The 15,506-nt window shown below is 72.5% G+C and carries 14 protein-coding genes and 1 pseudogene; 8 read left to right on the forward strand and 7 right to left on the reverse strand.

Annotation, left to right across the window (positions count from 1 at the left end; all coding sequences use genetic code 11):
• Positions 1-117: 117 nt before the first annotated feature.
• The 3 genes from ACWC24_RS09000 to ACWC24_RS09010 all read left to right on the forward strand — a co-directional run bounded on the left by ACWC24_RS09000 (position 118) and on the right by ACWC24_RS09010 (position 3,637).
• Positions 118-1,434: a copper amine oxidase gene (locus ACWC24_RS09000; protein ID WP_450662148.1), complete on the forward strand. Its 1,317-nt coding sequence runs from the start codon at positions 118-120 to the stop codon at positions 1,432-1,434.
• 72 nt (positions 1,435-1,506) lie between these two features.
• Positions 1,507-2,793, forward strand: a complete 1,287-nt coding sequence (locus tag ACWC24_RS09005) for an SAV2148 family HEPN domain-containing protein (protein WP_450662187.1) — start codon at positions 1,507-1,509, stop codon at positions 2,791-2,793.
• A gap of 121 nt (positions 2,794-2,914) precedes the next feature.
• Positions 2,915-3,637, forward strand: coding sequence for an exonuclease domain-containing protein (locus ACWC24_RS09010; RefSeq protein ID WP_450662149.1), 723 nt, complete (start codon positions 2,915-2,917; stop codon positions 3,635-3,637).
• 40 nt (positions 3,638-3,677) lie between these two features.
• On the opposite strand, the gene ACWC24_RS09015 is transcribed toward ACWC24_RS09010, so the two are convergent.
• Both ACWC24_RS09015 and ACWC24_RS09020 read right to left on the reverse strand, forming a co-directional pair.
• On the reverse strand, positions 3,678-4,178 hold the full coding sequence (locus ACWC24_RS09015; RefSeq protein WP_450662150.1) for a YbaK/EbsC family protein: 501 nt from the start codon (positions 4,176-4,178) through the stop codon (positions 3,678-3,680).
• Positions 4,139-5,221, reverse strand: a complete 1,083-nt coding sequence (locus ACWC24_RS09020; RefSeq protein ID WP_450662151.1) for a DMT family transporter — start codon at positions 5,219-5,221, stop codon at positions 4,139-4,141. Before ACWC24_RS09020 ends, ACWC24_RS09015 begins: the two co-directional genes overlap by 40 nt.
• Before the next feature lie 94 nt (positions 5,222-5,315).
• On the opposite strand from ACWC24_RS09020, the gene ACWC24_RS09025 reads away from it, so the two are divergent.
• The gene (locus ACWC24_RS09025; RefSeq protein ID WP_450662152.1) at positions 5,316-6,236 is read left to right on the forward strand and encodes a LysR family transcriptional regulator; all 921 of its coding nucleotides are present in this window, start codon (positions 5,316-5,318) and stop codon (positions 6,234-6,236) included.
• Positions 6,237-6,305: 69 nt separating this feature from the next.
• Here the strand turns inward: ACWC24_RS09025 and ACWC24_RS09030 are convergent, their stop codons facing one another.
• Together ACWC24_RS09030 and ACWC24_RS09035 are read right to left on the reverse strand one after the other, a co-directional pair.
• Complete coding sequence (locus ACWC24_RS09030; protein WP_450662153.1) at positions 6,306-7,169, reverse strand: phosphotransferase enzyme family protein; 864 nt, start codon at positions 7,167-7,169, stop codon at positions 6,306-6,308.
• A 272-nt stretch (positions 7,170-7,441) separates the two neighbouring features.
• A complete protein-coding gene (locus tag ACWC24_RS09035) occupies positions 7,442-9,688 on the reverse strand; it encodes an MMPL family transporter (RefSeq protein ID WP_450662154.1) in 2,247 nt (748 codons plus the stop codon).
• A gap of 306 nt (positions 9,689-9,994) precedes the next feature.
• Between ACWC24_RS09035 and ACWC24_RS09040 the strand changes: the two genes are divergently transcribed.
• Positions 9,995-10,537: a DUF1697 domain-containing protein gene (locus ACWC24_RS09040; RefSeq protein WP_450662155.1), complete on the forward strand. Its 543-nt coding sequence runs from the start codon at positions 9,995-9,997 to the stop codon at positions 10,535-10,537.
• Between the two features lie 43 nt (positions 10,538-10,580).
• On the opposite strand, the gene ACWC24_RS09045 is transcribed toward ACWC24_RS09040, so the two are convergent.
• On the reverse strand, positions 10,581-11,933 hold the full coding sequence (locus tag ACWC24_RS09045) for an MFS transporter (protein WP_450662156.1): 1,353 nt from the start codon (positions 11,931-11,933) through the stop codon (positions 10,581-10,583).
• Positions 11,934-11,989: 56 nt separating this feature from the next.
• Between ACWC24_RS09045 and ACWC24_RS09050 the strand changes: the two genes are divergently transcribed.
• Both ACWC24_RS09050 and ACWC24_RS09055 read left to right on the forward strand, forming a co-directional pair.
• Positions 11,990-13,006, forward strand: coding sequence for a helix-turn-helix domain-containing protein (locus ACWC24_RS09050; RefSeq protein ID WP_450662157.1), 1,017 nt, complete (start codon positions 11,990-11,992; stop codon positions 13,004-13,006).
• Positions 13,007-13,063: 57 nt separating this feature from the next.
• The gene (locus tag ACWC24_RS09055; protein WP_450662158.1) at positions 13,064-13,471 is read left to right on the forward strand and encodes a type II toxin-antitoxin system PemK/MazF family toxin; all 408 of its coding nucleotides are present in this window, start codon (positions 13,064-13,066) and stop codon (positions 13,469-13,471) included.
• A gap of 83 nt (positions 13,472-13,554) precedes the next feature.
• On the opposite strand, the pseudogene ACWC24_RS09060 reads toward ACWC24_RS09055, so the two are convergent.
• Positions 13,555-13,794: pseudogene (locus ACWC24_RS09060) on the reverse strand (Scr1 family TA system antitoxin-like transcriptional regulator); the annotation flags it as partial.
• A gap of 117 nt (positions 13,795-13,911) precedes the next feature.
• Here ACWC24_RS09060 and ACWC24_RS09065 point away from each other — a divergent pair.
• Positions 13,912-14,676, forward strand: coding sequence for a hypothetical protein (locus ACWC24_RS09065; RefSeq protein WP_450662159.1), 765 nt, complete (start codon positions 13,912-13,914; stop codon positions 14,674-14,676).
• Between the two features lie 88 nt (positions 14,677-14,764).
• Here ACWC24_RS09065 and ACWC24_RS09070 read toward each other — a convergent pair whose 3' ends face one another.
• Positions 14,765-15,505 carry a sirohydrochlorin chelatase gene (locus ACWC24_RS09070; RefSeq protein WP_450662160.1) on the reverse strand — a complete coding sequence of 247 codons (741 nt, stop codon included), beginning with the start codon at positions 15,503-15,505 and terminating at the stop codon, positions 14,765-14,767.
• Position 15,506 lies beyond the last annotated feature (1 nt).

The following is a 15,506-nucleotide window of genomic DNA, read 5'->3' on the forward strand; positions in this document are numbered from 1 at the left end:
GCTCACGGCCCGCTGCGGCGTGCCACGTCCGGTGTGCTGCGGCGCGCCGTGTCCGACCCGCCGGGGCGCGTCGCGTCCCGGCCGCAAACCCACCTCCTGTCAGGGAGTCATTTCCTCATGCGCGTGAACAGAATCGGCCGTGCCCGTACCGCTGCGGTGGGACTGTCCCTTGCGGCGCTGACCGCCGGGGTGACGACCGCCGCGGGACCGGCGCACGCCCGGCCCGAGGCGGCCCCCGCGGCGGCGGCGCCGTCGTGCAGCACCGCCTTCCGGATCGAACAGAAGCTCGCCAGCGGCACGACCTGGCGCATGTGCTGGCGCTTCGAGAGCAGGTCCGGGCTGGTCCTGGAGGACGTCTCCTACCAGCCGCCCGGCGAGACCGCTCCGATCAAGGTCCTCAACAGCGCCAAGCTCGCCCAGATCCATGTGCCCTACGACGACGGCAAGAACGAGTTCAACGACGTCACCGACTACAACTTCGGCTCCGGCCTGGTGGACCTGGCCGCCGGCGAGTGCCCCGGCGGCACCATCCGGTCGGTCAAGGTCCCCGACGGGGACCCCGCGCACCCCAACGTCAAGGGCCTGTGCACCACGACCCGTTCGCGCGGTCACGCGTACCGCATGCAGGCCGACACCGGGAACAAGGTGTACCAGGCCCAGGGCAAGGACCTGCTCGTCTACACGGTCAACAAGGTCGGCTGGTACGAGTACATGACGGAGTGGCGGTTCCAGGACGACGGCACCGTCAACATGAACGTCGGCGCCACCGGCAGCCTCTCGCCGTACGACTACGACGCCGGCGACGGCCGCGGCTGGCCGCTCGGCAAGGGTGCCAGGGCCTACGCCACCAGCCACAGCCACAATGTGTTCTGGCGGCTCGACTTCGGCCTCGACGGCTCCTCCAAGGGCCGGGTCGAGCAGTACGACTCGGTCGTCAGCCCGCCCGCCGCGGGCGGACAGGGCCCGACCAACAAGACCACCCGCACCAACGTCACCAAGGAACTCGCGGGCGACGCGAAGGACATGCGCTGGTGGCGGGTCGTCAGCGCGACCGGCAAGAACAAGGACGGGCACGCGCGTTCCTACGAGCTCGTCCCCGGGCCCACCGCCAAGTACCCCGGCCGCGCCTTCACCAAGCACGACGTGTACTTCACCGAGTACAACAAGTGCGAGCAGTACGCCAGCAACAACCCGCTCAACTGCGGTGCCGGGCACGGGAAGTCGGTCGACACCTGGGTCAACGGACAGACCCTCACCCACCCGGTCGTCTGGGTGAACGTGGGCTTCCACCACATAGCCCGGGACGAGGACCAGCAGCCCATGCCCGTCCACTGGCAGGGCTTCTCCATCGCACCCAGGGACGTAACCGCTATGAATCCGCTCACTCCGGCCGCCCTCGCGGGGCAGAACGGTCATGTGGAACCTCGTAGTTGAGAAACGACCATGGCCATCCGGCTGCACCGCCGACCGCTCCCGGAGTACCCTTCCTTGATCGTTGGGACGGGGATGCTCGGGGGAGCGGAAGGCGGTGCGCGGGTGGGCTCGGGAGGGCTTGAGTTGCCCCCTGGTGACGAGGGTCACGAGGGGAACTCGGCAGAAGTCCCGCCCGGCACGGTGTCGCTGGCGCGGCCGATGGGCACCGGTTCCATCGGGCCGGAGCTGGACTGGGACGCCGACGCCTGGCGTGAGGTGCGTACGCGCGCCCAGCGAGCCGGCCGGGCCTACATCTGGCTGAACCTCGTCGAACAGCGGCTGCGCGCGGTCGTGGCCGCCGTCCTGCGTCCCGTCTACGAACCCGTCCACGGCGACGAGTGGGTGGTCGCCGCGGCCGGGCCCGCCGGCCAGGAATGGGTGCAGCGCGCGGTCGCCGTGCGCGAGGTCAGCCGCCGCAAGGGCTATCTCCTCGACCCGGCCGACGACAACGTGATCAGCTTCCTCACGCTGCCGCAGTTGCGGGAGCTGATGGTGCAGCACTGGCCGTGCTTCGAGCCCTACTTCGACGACCGCCGGGACGTCGAACTCGCCCTGGACGAGCTGGAGGTCACCCGCAACGTCGTCTCCCGCAACCGGGCCCTGTCCGAGGCCGTCCTGAACCAGGCCGAGCGGGCCTCCGCCCGGCTCCTGGAGATGCTCGCCCCCGGCGGCGACGTGCCCTCCGCCCGGCGGCTGCCCGTCGACGCGGTCGAGGACCTGGTCGGCGACCGCTACGCGGACGTGGTCGCCGTCCACTCCGACCGGGTGCGGCTGCTGCGCCGCTTCCCGGCCGAGGACATCTTCGGCGGCGCCCGCAGGCTCGACGCCATCGGCATCGGCCTCAACCTGCTCGTGCAGAACTTCTCCGGGCGGCGCCTGGTGCGGCTGGCCGAGGCGGGCGCGCGGGTGCGGCTGCTGTTCCTGAACCCGGCCTCCAGCGCCGTCAAGCGCCGCGAGCGCGAGCTCGGCCTGAAGCGCAGCGAGCTGAGCCGGGCCGTGGAGATGAACATCCTGCACATGCGCCGGGTCCGCTCCCGGCTGCGCGACCCGGACGCCTTCCAGATCCAGGTCTACGACGAGACCCCGCGCTTCACGGCCTACCTCGTCGACGGCGACGGCTCGGACGGCGTCGCGGTCGTGCAGTCCTATCTGCGGCGCACCCGGGGCATGGAGGCGCCGGTGCTGGTGCTGCGCAACGGCAGCCGGGTGGTCAAGGCGGCCAGAATCGGTGAAATGGGCGAAATGGACGAAGGCGGTCTCTTCTCGGCGTACCGCGAGGAGTTCGAGCTCGCTTGGACCGATTCGCGGCCTGTGTCCTGAACCGTCCGTCGCGGAGGCGGGTGGCCGGGGCGGGGGAGCGGAACGTGGTCCTCGGATTGTCAGTGGCGCGTGCGATCGTGTGGAGCACAGGGGGAAAGCACCACCGAGAAGGGAGGCCATCATGGCCTGGCACCGCGAGCTGTTGATCGGCTTCGACCTGGAGACCACGGGGACGGATCCCCAGGAGGCACGTATCGTCACGGGGGCCGTGATCGAGGTCAGGGGCGGACAGCCCCAGGGCCGCCGTGAGTGGCTGGCGGACCCGGGCGTGGAGATCCCGGCGGACGCGGTCGCCGTGCACGGCATCAGCAACGAACGCGCGAGCGCCGAGGGCCGGCCGGCCGACCAGGTCGCCGACGCGATCGCGGACGTCCTGGCGACCTACTGGAAGACCGGCGTCCCGGTCGTCGCGTACAACGCGGCCTTCGACCTGAGCCTGCTCTCCGCCGAACTGCGCCGGCACGGGCTGCCGTCCCTGCGCGACCGGCTGGGCGGCCTCGACCCCGCCCCGGTGATCGACCCGTACACCATCGACCGCTGGGCCGACCGCTACCGCCGCGGCAAGCGCAACCTGGAAGCGGTCTGCGCGGAGTACGGCGTCGTCCTCGACGCCGCGCACGACGCCGCCGCCGACGCCCTGGCCGCGGCCCGGCTGGCCTGCGCGATAGCCGAGCGGCACCCCAAGGTGGCGGCGCTCGGCCCGGCGGAGCTGCACCGCCGCCAGATCGAGTGGTACGCCGACTGGGCGGCCGACTTCCAGAGCTTCCTGCGCCGCAAGGGCGACCCGGAGGCGGTCGTGGACGGCACCTGGCCGCTGCGGGAACCGGCGGAGCACCGGGTCTGAGCGGCCGGAGCCTGTCCGACGACGCACAGGTCCGCCCGGGTCAGACGAGGCTCGCGATGCGCTCCACCCGCGGCTCGGCGAGCCTCGCGTAGTCCTCGCCGGAGATCACCAGCGAGCGGTCCAGCCGGGCGGCGTTGAAGTACAGCCGCGACTGGGCGACGACATCCGGGTCGGCGACGAGTTCGAGCCCCGGGTCGAAGGCGAACGGCAGCACCGTGCCCGGCACGGAGCGGGCCAGCCGCTCGGCGGTCTCCGCGTCGCTGAAGCCGACATACCGCGCCGCGAACAGCTCCCGCACGGCGTCCAGGTCCACCCGCCGGTCCCCCGGAACCACCGCAAGGACGTGCCGCGTGGTGCGCCGGTCCACCTTCACCCGCAGGACGATGCACTTCGCCGCCTCGGACGCCGGGTGGCCGCGCAGCGCGCACACGGCGTCGGTGCCGCCCTCGGGCTCGTGGTCGATGAGCCGGTACCCGACCTGGGCGCTGTCGAGCAGGGCGATCAGACGGTCGTAGGTGTCGTGGCCGTCGTGGTCGGGCACGGGGGGTCCTCCTGGGGGCTGGGCGGTGCGTCGTGGGCGGGAAGGGGAAGGGGAACGGGTACGGCGACGAGGTCGGGGCCGAGGTCGAGATCGGGGAGAGGCGCGGGGTCGGGGCCGGGAGCGGGGTCGGGGCCGCGTGCGGTGTCCGGCGTCCGGGCCGACGCGCGGTGGGCGCGTTCCACCGACTGTCCCCAGTAGGTGCCGGCCACCATCAGGGCCGCGCCGAGCCCGATGAGCGGGCCGAGGTGCTCGCCGCCCAGGACGACGCCGACCAGGGCGGCCCAGACCGGCTCCGTCCCCAGCAGCAGGCTGGCCCGGCTGGCGGAGGTGCGCTGCACCGCCCAGGTCTGCGCGAGGAACGCGAACACACTGCAGAACAGTGCGAGATACAGCAGCTGCGTCCAGGTCGCGCCGTCGGCCCGGACCAGTCCGGACAGCCCGGTGACGGCGGCCGCGGGCAGGAACAGCGCCGTGCCGACCAGCGTCTGGAGCGTGGTCAGGTGCAGGGGCCGGACGGCCCGGCGCGCGGTGAACCGGCCGACGAGCGCCACGTGCACCGCCCGCAGCCCGGCCGCGGCCAGCATCAGCAGATCACCGGGGCGGGGCGCCTGGAAGCCGTGGTCCGACATCAGCAGACCGACGGCCAGGACGCAGACACCGGCGGCGGCGTAGAAGGAGCGCGGCAGCCCGCCGGGGTGACCGGACCGGTCGAGCAGCGGGGTGAGGACGATGGCCAGGCTGATGATCAGGCCCGCGTTGGCGGCGCTGGTGTGGGCGACCCCGTACGTCTCCACCACCAGCACCATGGCCTGGGTCAGCCCCAGCGGCACCCCCGCCCGGACCTCGTCGCGGGTCCACCGGCGCGGTCCGCGACGACTCGCCCCCACCACCCCCAGACAGGCCACGGAGGACAGCGCGTAGCGTGCGAACAGGACGGTGAGCACGGGCAGCGCGGAGACGGCGGTCTGAGCGGACAGATAACTGGATCCCCAGACGAGCGCGACCAGGAGGAGTACCGCATCGGTACGTCGGGCGTCGGACACCCGCCCACCGTGCACCGCGGACCACCCTGAAGCCCAGAACCAATTTCTAAAATGATCTTTTAGGAGCCCTTCATCATGGCTCTAAACTGGGAAAATGGACGAACGGCAGTTGCGGATCCTGCGGGAACTCGGCGAACTGGGCAGCGTCACCGCCGTCGCCGAGGCGCTGCTGGTGACCCCCTCGGCGATCTCGCAGCAACTGCGGCTGCTCCAGCGCTCGGTCCCGGTGCCGCTCACCGAGCGCCAGGGCCGACGGCTGGTGCTCACCGACGCGGGCCAGGCGCTGGCGGGCGCGGCCGTCGAGGTGGAGACCGCGCTGGCCCGGGCCCGGCACGCGGTGGCGGAGTTCGTCGGCCGACCGGACGGCGAGGTGTCGGTGGCGGCGTTCCACAGCGCGGGCCTGGCCCTGTTCCCGCTGCTCCTGAGGGCCTGTGCGGGGCCCGGCGCACCCGCACTCGCCTGCGCGGACGCGGACGTGCCGCAGGAGGACTTCCCGCGGCTGACCCGCGAGTACGACCTCGTCGTCGCCCACCGTCTCGACCACGCTCCGCCGTGGCCGCGCACGGTGACGGTGACCCCGTTGCTGCGCGAGCCGCTCGACGTGGCGATGCCCGTCGGCCATCCGCTCGCGGCGAAACCGCGGGTGACACCGCTCGACGTGGCCGACGAACCGTGGATCACCGCGCACGACGGCTTTCCGGTACTGGCGACCGTGGAGGCGATCGCCGCGGCGGCCGGCCGCAGGCTCCGGCTGGTGCACCGCATCAACGAGTTCACGGTGGTCGCCGAGGCCGTCGCCGCCGGGGGCGGCATCGCGCTGCTGCCCCGCCTGACCATGCGCCCGCACCCGGCCCTGGCGCTGCGCCCGCTCAGCGGTGTCCAGGCCAGCCGCCACATCGACGTCCTGTGCCGGCCCGAGCGCACGGCCCGTACGGCGGTCCGCACGGTCCTGGCCGAACTGCGCCGCGCCGCCCGCACGATCCAGGACCGCGACGCGCGGCCGCCCGACGGCTGACGTCTCCGCCCCCGGCCACCGCGCTCGCCACCGGCGCCCGGCCCCCGGCGGCGCCTCACGCCTCACGCCTCAGAACGGATACCAGCGCACCGACTCGTCCCCGTCCCGCAGCGACGCCACCCGGCGCCGGAACTCGGCGAGCGCCTTGGGGTTGCTCGGCGCGTGCTGCGCGACCCAGGCGCAGCTCGCGGTCTCGCGGGCGCCGCGCAGCACCGAGCAGCCCGCCCAGGTCCGTACGTCCCAGCCGTAAGTCCCGGTGAAGGCGTCGTACGCCTCGGCCGGCAGTCCGTAGCGGTCCCGGGAGAGGGCCATCACCACCAGGTCGTGCTCGCGCAGGTCGGCGGAGAACGTCTCCAGGTCGACCAGGACCGGACCGTCCGGCCCGATGTGCACGTTGCGCGGCAGCGCGTCGCCGTGGATCGGGCCGGGCGGCAGGTGCGGGACGAGCGCCGCGGCGGCGGACGCGAAGCCGTCGCGGCGGGCCCGCAGATACGCCGCGTCCTGCGGGTCGATCGCGTCACCGGCCAGCCGCAGCCAGCGCTCCACCCCGCCCAGCAGTTCGCGCGGCGGCAGGGCGAAGCCGGGGGAGGGCAGGGCGTGGACCACCCGGAGCAGTGCGGCGAGATCGCGCGGCTCGGCGGGCCGTACCGGGTCGGGCAGCCGATGCCACACGGTCACCGGGTGCCCCGACACCAGCTCGGCCCGGAGCTCGGCCGCGCGCACCGCCGGGACGTCCGCCTCGGCGAGCCAGGCCGCGACGGCCAGTTCGCGCCGGGCCCGGTCGAGGAGTTCGGCGTCCCGTCCCACCTTGACCACCAGGTCGCCGACGGCGAACACCGCGTTCTCGCCCAGGGCGAGCAGCTTCGCGTCCCCGGCCGGTCGCGGCGACACCCCCGCCGCCGCCAGCACCTCGCGGGCCCGTGCCTCGTCCATCGTCCGCCTCCGCTTTCGTCTTCGCCGGTGTGTCCGTACCCGCCGTCCGGGCGGGCCGGAACCGGCTGCCCGGCCCGGCGGCGCGACCACCTGTCGGGCTCCGGCCGATCGTCGGCCAGTCTCGCATCCGCACAGGTCGGACCGGTGTTGCGGGCCCGTGGGCCGAACAGCGCCGCGGGCCCGCCGGTCTCCCTGAGGAGACCGGCGGGCCCTCGACGCAGGCGGATCCGGCCGGAGCGGTCAGAGCGGCCCCGGACCCGCCCCGTCGTGCGTCACACCCGGATCGGCTCACCCCCGTCGGAGACCGCGGTCGCGGTCACGGCCTCGGGTGCCTCGTCGTGGGTGAGGTCGGGCATCCGGTTCAGCCACTTCGGCAGGTACCAGTTGCGCTCACCCAGCAGCGCCATGACCGCGGGGAGCAGCACACCGCGGATGACGGTGGCGTCGATGAGCACCGCGGCCGCGAGGCCGACGCCCATCTGCTTCATGGACTGCATGGACAGCGTTCCGAAGATCGCGAACACGGCGACCATGATGACGGCGGCACTGGTCACGACACCGGCCGTGGTGACCACACCGTGCCGGATCGCGTCCGTCGTCGTACGGCCGCGCAGCCGCGCCTCGCGGATCCGCGAGACCACGAACACGTGGTAGTCCATCGACAGGCCGAACAGGATCACGAAGAGGAACAGCGGCAGCCAGGTGACGATGGCACCGACGCCCTCCGCGCCCACCAGCGAGGCGCCCCAGCCGTGCTGGAAGACGGCCACGAGGATGCCGTACGCCGCGCCCACCGAGAGCAGGTTCAGCGCGATCGAGGTGATCGCGACGGTCAGGGAGCGGAACGACACCAGCATCAGCAGGAAGGCGAAGACGACCACGAACGCGAAGACCGGGGCGACGGAGCCGAGCAGCTGGTCGTTGAAGTCGTGGTTGCCCGCGACGTTGCCGGTGATCGGCGCCTGGACGCCGTCGACCTTGCCGAGTGTGGCGGGCCGTACCTCGTCGCGCAGCTTCTCCAGGCTCGCGCTCGCCTTGTCCTGGTCGGAGCCGCCGACCAGCGGCACGTAGACGAAGGCGATGTTCTGCGCGTCGTGCAGCTTGATCTCGACGGGGCCGCGCGAGGCGCCCGAGCTGATCGCCCGCTCCTTGAACTGCGCGAGCGCGTCCTTCACGTCGGGGGCGTTGATGTCCCGGGCCTTGACGACGACCTCGGCCGGCTCGGAGCCGCCGGGGAAGGCCTCGTTGACGCGGTTGTACGTCTGCACGATGGACAGCGAGTCGCCGAACTCCTGGTCCAGGGTGAGGTTCTGGGTCTTCATGCCGACCGCGGGGGCCGCGATCGCCAGCAGCGCGCCGGCCGCGACCACGACCGAGACGACCGGCTTGGCCAGTACGCCCTTGAGGACCGCGGTCCAGAACCGGCTGTTCCCGCTGCCGGACCGCCGACGGCGGTTCAGGAACGGGATCCGGCCGGCCTCGACCCGCTCGCCCAGCAGGGACAGCAGCGCGGGCAGCACGGTCACCGAACCGACCATGGCGACCGCCACGACCATCAGCGAGGCCAGGCCCATCGCCTCGAACCCGGCGAGCCCGGTGAACAGCATGCCCGCCATCGCCACGCACACCGTGACACCGGAGACCACGATCGCCCGGCCGCTGGTGGCGGCGGCGACCCGCAGGGCCGTCTGCGCGTCCCGGCCCGCCTCGCGCTCCTCGCGCTCGCGGCGCAGGTAGAACAGGCAGTAGTCGACGCCGACGGCCAGACCGACCAGCAGCATCACGGAGTTGGCGGTGTCGCTCATCGGCATCACGTGGCTGACGACGCCCATCAGGCCCATCGTCGCCATGATCGCGGTGATCGCCAGGGCCACCGGCAGCAGCGCGGCCACCAGCGCGCCGAAGGCGATGAGCAGGATACCGAGGGCCACCGGCACCGCGGAGAGCTCGGCCTTCTGGAAGTCGTCCCCGAACGCGTCGGAGAACGTCTTGTTCATGCTGGCGCCGCCGATCTCCTCGACCCGCAGCGACGCGTGCTCCTTCCCGACGCCCTCGACGGCCTTCAGGACGGGCTCCACCCGGTCCCCGGCGGTCTCGGCGTCGCCGCGCATGTCGAACTGCACCAGCGCGCTGCGCCCGTCCTTCGAGATCGTCTGCGTGTCGTACGGCGAGGTCACGTCGGTGACCCGGCCGGTGGCCCGCACGGCCTCGACGACATCGGCGACCGTCGCGCGGAACTCGGCGTCGGTGGCCCGGACCCCGGCGTCCCGGCCCTGGATCAGCACCGTCTCCCCGGCCGGCTCCTCGATCCCCGCGTCCTTCACGATCGTCGCGGCGGTGTGGGTCTCGCCCTTGAGCTGGTCGCTCTCGTCGACGTCGACCCGGCCCGCCGCCGAGCCCAGCCCCATCGCCAGGACGACGAACAGGACCCAGATCCCGACGGCCGCCCATCGGTGCCGGGCGCTCCAGCCGCCGGCCCGTGCGGCGATCCCCCGCACCCGTGCATCTCCAGTCCCCATGACGGGCCTGCCCCCTCGTCCGCGGTGACAGCCCCTGCCGCCACCTTTTCCCTACGACGGTATGGGCCCGATAAAGACATCTCGTCGTACTGCCCGGTGAGTTGGGGCGGTCCCGGCTCATCCCGGTGGACCGCGCCGGCTCCGTACTGGGGAGGATGACGGTCCCCTACACGCATCCCCGTCTCTCGGGGGTGCGGATCGGGGACGTGTGGTGCCGCCGCGCTCCCGCCGACGAGCGGATCCGTGGGTCCGAGCGGTCCTCGCGGTCACCCCCGCGGGGCACGGGGACCGCTCTAGGCTGGCCGGATGACGACTTATGCGGCGCTGTTGCGCGGAATCAACGTGGGCGGCAACAGGAAGGTCCCGATGGCCGAGCTCCGCGTCCTCATGGAGGGCCTCGGGTACGCCGGTGTCCGCACCCATCTCCAGAGCGGTCAGGCCGTGTTCACCCCCGACCACGGCGACGAGGAGTCCCTCGCCGCCGAGCTCGCGCAGGCGATCGAGAAGCGGTTCGGCTTCCCGGTCGACGTCATCGTCCGCGACCACGCCTATCTGCGGGCGGTCGCCGACGCCTGCCCGTTCCCGGCCGCCGAACTCGAGGCGAAGCAGCTGCACGTCACGTACGTCTCCGAACCGGTCGGCGAGGAACGCTACGCCGGGATCGACCGGGCCGCCTTCCTCCCCGAGGAGTTCCGCCTCGGCGACCGCGCCCTGTACCTGTACGCCCCGGACGGCCTGGGCCGTTCCAAGCTCGCCGAACAGCTCGCCAGGTCGCGGATCACCAAGGGCCTGATCGCCACCACGCGCAACTGGAACACCGTGCTCAAACTCGTCGAGCTGACCGGCTGACCGCTGCCGCGGCGCGGGGCGAGCCCCGGCGGGGGAAGCCGGGTCAGGCGCCCTCGCCCCGCCAGGCCCCGTCCCGCCGGGCCCACCGGACGGCGGGCGCCACCGCCAGGCCGACCACCGCGAACAGCACGCCGAGCACCGCCCAGCCCGCACTGCCGTGCCGGATCGCGGTCACCGTCACCAGAGCCGGTCCCGCCATCATCCCGGCGGACATACCGGCGCCGAAGACGCCCTGGTACACGCCGTGCGCGCGGGCGTCGGCGAGTTCGTAGCCGAGGGTCCAGCCGCCCGCCGCGGACAGCACCTCGGCGAAGACCTGCACCACCGCGCCGACGGTCAGCGCGAGCACCGCCCACACGGGGGAGAGGCCCGCGGAGAGCGCGTACACCGCGCAGGACGCGGCGAGCAGCAGCCCGGCCCAGCCCAACGCCCGTACCGCGCCCGGGACCTGTCCGATGCGGCGGGCCACCCGCACCTGGAGCAGTGCGACCAGGACACAGTTCACGATCATCAGCATCGCGGCCGTCCAGCGCGGCGCCTCGGTCCGCTCCACGATCCACAGCGGCAGACCGACCTCGGAGAGCGTGTACTGCACGACCAGCACGGAATTGAGTACGGTCACCGCCAGGAACGGCAGGTCCCGCACCGCACGCCAGCGGTCGGCGGCCGGAGTGTCCGCCGCGACCGGCGCACGACCGACCGCGTGTTCGGCCAGCGGCAGCCGGCGCACCATGAGCGCGGGTGCCGCGAACGACAGCGCGTTGAGCAGAATCACCGTCATATACGCGTCACGGGTGTCGAGTTGAAGGGCCACCGCACCGAACACCCCGCCCACGCCCATGGCCACGTTGGTGACCATCCGCAGATACGCCCGCGCCTCCACCCGGGTCGCCGCGGGCAGCACGTCCGCGTACAGCGCGCCCTGCACACCCCGGCTCGCCATCTGCAACCCGGTCGCGCAGACCACCGCGAGGAGGAAGCCGACGTACGAGTGCACCAGGACGTAGGCGGTCGTGGCCAGACCCGTGCCACCCCACAGCAGCGAACCCACCCGCCGGGCACCCCAGCGGTCGGCGGCCCGCCCGGCGGGGATCCCGGCCGCCACGCCGACCAGCCCCGCGGCCGTCATCCCGAGCCCGACCGCGGTCGTGTCCAGGCCGACGATGCGGGTGAAGTACAGCGCGCCGAGTGGGAAGTAGAGGCCGTTTCCGAGGGAGTTGAACGCGGTCAGGACCGTGGCCCGGCGCAGCACGGGGTCGGCGGGCAGCAGCCCGGCGGCGCGGGTGACGGGCCGCGGCGGCGCGCCGGAGCCGGCTTCGGCGGGTCGGGAGGCGGGTCCGGAGGAGGGGGCGGCGGAAGGCTCGGAGGCAGGTTCGGCGGCGGGTGTCGTGGTCATGAAGACAGCCAACCGGCAGCGGAACGGGTGCCGACAATGATTTAGCGTGGTGCTCAATGATCGAGTTACGCTTCGCCGTCGATGACCTCGCGACCACGTCCTTCGCGTACTCACCGCTCCAGGAGACGGTGTTGTCGCTGCGCTGTCTGCACGACCCGGCACGCTACCCCCACCACCGGCCGTGGCTGCGCCGCATCCGTCCGGGTCTGAAGACCCTCGACCACGAACTGCTCACCGCGCTCGTCGCCCCCTGGCTGTGGGTACCGGACTTCCTCACCCCGCGTCCCACCCGGGCCCGCCCGGCCTTCGCCGACGAGGTGGACCTGCTGCGCGCCACCCCGGCGGAGGTCGTCGTCGCAGGCTTCCGGGCCACCTACCGGACCCGGCAGACACTCCCGCCCGTGCTCGCCCGGGGTCTCACCGATCCGGGTTTCCTCCTCACCCGGCTCGCGGACGCCCTCGACGCCTACTGGCACACCTGCCTCGCCGCCGACTGGTGGCCCCGGGTACAGCACATCCTGGAGGCCGACCTCGCCCACCGGGGACGGGTGCTGGCGGAGCGGGGCGTCGGCGCGATGCTGTCGGGACTCGACGCGCGGCTGGTCTGGACGGGCAGCCATCTGCGGCTGTCCACCAGGGACTTCATGCTGCCGGTCCCCTGGGCCGACGTGAGCATCGACGGGCGTGGCCTGGTGCTGACGCCGACGATGTTCGCTCGTGGTGCCCAGCCGCCGATCGATCCCGCCCGGCCTCCGCTGCTGATGTATCCGGCACGCGGCCGTGCCACCCTCTCCGAGGGCCCGCCCCCGGTCGCCGGCGACGTCCTGGCCCGCCTCCTGGGACGCCCCCGTGCCCGTCTGCTGCGCCTGCTCGCCGAGCCGGCCTCGACCACCGAACTGGCCCACCGCCTGGACGTCACCCCCGGAGCGGTCAGCCAGCACCTGGCCGTCCTGCGCGACGCGGGCCTGCTCACCGGCACCCGTACCGGCCGCGTCGTCCGCTACTCACGCACCCGACTCGGCGACGACCTGTGCCGCCGGGACCTGCCGCGCGGAGAAGAAACACCGCGCTGATCGGACATCGCCCGCCACCGGGCAGGCACTACTCTGTGGCCCCAGCGAGGAGGACATGTGCGCCGTGGTGAAGTCTGGTGGGCCTGGTTCGACGAACGCCGCCCGGTCGTACTGCTGTCGGGAGACGAGGCATCGGGTTTCCAGGCCATGCAGGTCGTCGCTCCGGCGGGCATCGACATCAGTGGTCTGGGCGTCGAAATGGCAGTGGGTGCCGTCGAAGGACTGCCCTTCGACGGCGTGCTGCGGTTCGCCTTCCCCCGTCCGGGCTTCACCCCTTGCACCTGGCTGACCACCGTGTCCCAGGGCGACCTGATCGAGCGGGCGGGCGTGCTGTCCCCCGCGACGCTCAGCGAGGTCGAGGACGTCCTCCGCACCAGTGGGCAGGCCAGGGAGTGGACTCCGGCGGCGGCCGCGAAGTTCAGCGAGATCAGAGATGCTCTCCGCCCCGACCTTCCAGGGGTGTAGCGGTGTTCAGGCCCGGCCTGCGAACGAGACGAAGCTCTGCCACGTCTCAGGGGTGACCGCGAGCTGCGGGCTCTGCCGGAGTTCTGGCGTTCCAGGCGGGCCGCCACCTGCTGGTCGACCTGTTCGTCGTCCTTGACCGGCGGCACGCTGACGGTCACCGCACGCGCGTACGCCTCCGTCTGCGACAGGCCCGGAATGACCCGGCATTCGTAGGTCCACAGGGTGACCGCCTCCGCCTCGAACTTCGCCCACTGGCGGAACCAGCTCACCAGTCCCGGTTGCCGCGAGAGGTGCCGTGCCGCGCCCCGCAGTGCGCCGAAGGCGTCGAGGGTACCGTCGAGTTCAACCTCGGCCACGCCGCTTGTATGCGACTGGCATCAATGCCGCTTCAGCGCGTAAGTACAAGAAGTCGGCACACCCGCACCAGAGTCGAGGCTTCCATGCGCAATCGCGAGAACCGCCGGGACAACGGGATCGACACCGATCTGCCCCCGGTGCACGTACCGTCTCCCGCCCCTGCGCACAATCTGCTGGGCTTACAGGCCACCGCGGGGAACACGGCCGTCGTCCAGATGCTCCAGCAGGGCGAACAGCCGCTCCAGCGCGTCGCGACCCGCTCCGACACGGGCAGTACGCCGCTCCCCGTCTGGAGCACGTTCCCGTGGCAGTGGGCCGCCCCGGCCTACGGTCCCGCGAACAACGGTGGGCCTCTGAACCGGATGGGCGGAACGAGCGTCACCGTCACACTGGGGCCGAGCATCTGCGCCCCTGGGAACACCTACAGCGGTTCGCGTCCCGGAAGTGATCAGTGCACGCTGGTCGACGAGTTGAACACCAGGGACGGCAGCGGCTGGGTCAAGGGACACCTGTGGAACGACAACCTGGGCGGCAAGGGAATATCGGCCAATCTGACGCCCATGACCAGCACCACCAACGCGAGCTTCAACCGCAGCTTCGAGGAGCCGCTGAAGCGGATGCTGCTGAAATGCGCGAACCACGCGCAGAACAACGCCAACTCGCCCGTCTGGTACGGAGTCACCTTCAACGTCCACACCTACGGCAGCATGTCGACCAACCCCAATGAGCTGGAGTACTACGTACCCGAAGGGGTCGAATACACGGCGACTTACGTGCAGATGGACAGGCAGACGCAGAACATCGCCCCGGTCGCGGCCCCGACGGGATTCCCGGCAGTGATCCTGTAGACCGACGCGCTGCCCGACGCCCGGGAGCCGGTCAGCCGGCCTTCAACAGCAGGCCGGTGAGCGCGTCCGGCACTGTGGAAACAGAAGATCAGGCGATCTGCCGAAACGGCGCGGCCGACGCCGCGGCGCGGAAGCGGTCCAGCACCAGGGCGGCCACCTCGGGTGCCGCCCCCAGTACGTCCGCGAGGACGTCCGCACCCTGCGCGCCCCGTGCGATGCGGTCCGGCAGGAAGCCGGGGGCGAGGACGTACGGGGCGACGGCGACCCGGGAGCAGCCGAGGGCCCGCAGTTCCCGTACCGCGTCCTCCGTGCGGGGCAGGGAGGCGGAGGCGAACGCGGGCCGCACGGCGCACCAACCGGTGTGCCGCCACTCCCGCGCGATGTCTGCGATCACCGCGATCGCCTCCGGGTCGGTGGACCCCGCCGAGGCCAGCACGACCCCGGTCGAGGCCTTGTCGGCGGGCGCCAGCCCCGCCTCGTACAGCCGCCGCTCCAGCGCGGAGAGCAGCAGCGGCGAGGGGCCGAGCACCTCCGCCTGCCGGATCCGCAGCCGCGGCGGCGCGGCGGCGAGCACCGTGGGGATGTCCGCCTTCGCGTGGAACGCGCGCGTCAACAGCAGTGGCAGGGCCACGACGTCACGCACCCCCTCCGCCGCCAGGGACTCCAGCACGCCCGGCACGGACGGCACGTTGAAGTCCAGGAAGCCGGTCTCCACCCGGACGTGCGGGCGCAGCGAGCGCACCCGGCGTACGAGGGAGTGCACCGTCGCGGCGTGCCGCGGGTCGCGGCTGCCGTGGGCGATGACGAGGAGGACCGGCTCGCTGTGCACG

The sequence above is a fragment of the Streptomyces sp. NPDC001443 genome (assembly GCF_053597355.1).

Bases quoted from the DNA above. Each gene is read 5' to 3' on its own strand.
- ACWC24_RS09000 (WP_450662148.1), top strand. From the start codon at position 118: ATGCGCGTGAACAGAATCGGCCGTGCCCGTACCGCTGCGGTGGGACTG.
- ACWC24_RS09005 (WP_450662187.1), top strand. From the start codon at position 1,507: ATGCTCGGGGGAGCGGAAGGCGGTGCGCGGGTGGGCTCGGGAGGGCTT.
- ACWC24_RS09010 (WP_450662149.1), top strand. From the start codon at position 2,915: ATGGCCTGGCACCGCGAGCTGTTGATCGGCTTCGACCTGGAGACCACG.
- ACWC24_RS09025 (WP_450662152.1), top strand. From the start codon at position 5,316: ATGGACGAACGGCAGTTGCGGATCCTGCGGGAACTCGGCGAACTGGGC.
- ACWC24_RS09030 (WP_450662153.1), bottom strand. From the start codon at position 7,169: ATGGACGAGGCACGGGCCCGCGAGGTGCTGGCGGCGGCGGGGGTGTCG.
- ACWC24_RS09035 (WP_450662154.1), bottom strand. From the start codon at position 9,688: ATGGGGACTGGAGATGCACGGGTGCGGGGGATCGCCGCACGGGCCGGC.
- ACWC24_RS09040 (WP_450662155.1), top strand. From the start codon at position 9,995: ATGACGACTTATGCGGCGCTGTTGCGCGGAATCAACGTGGGCGGCAAC.
- ACWC24_RS09045 (WP_450662156.1), bottom strand. From the start codon at position 11,933: ATGACCACGACACCCGCCGCCGAACCTGCCTCCGAGCCTTCCGCCGCC.
- ACWC24_RS09050 (WP_450662157.1), top strand. From the start codon at position 11,990: ATGATCGAGTTACGCTTCGCCGTCGATGACCTCGCGACCACGTCCTTC.
- ACWC24_RS09065 (WP_450662159.1), top strand. From the start codon at position 13,912: ATGCGCAATCGCGAGAACCGCCGGGACAACGGGATCGACACCGATCTG.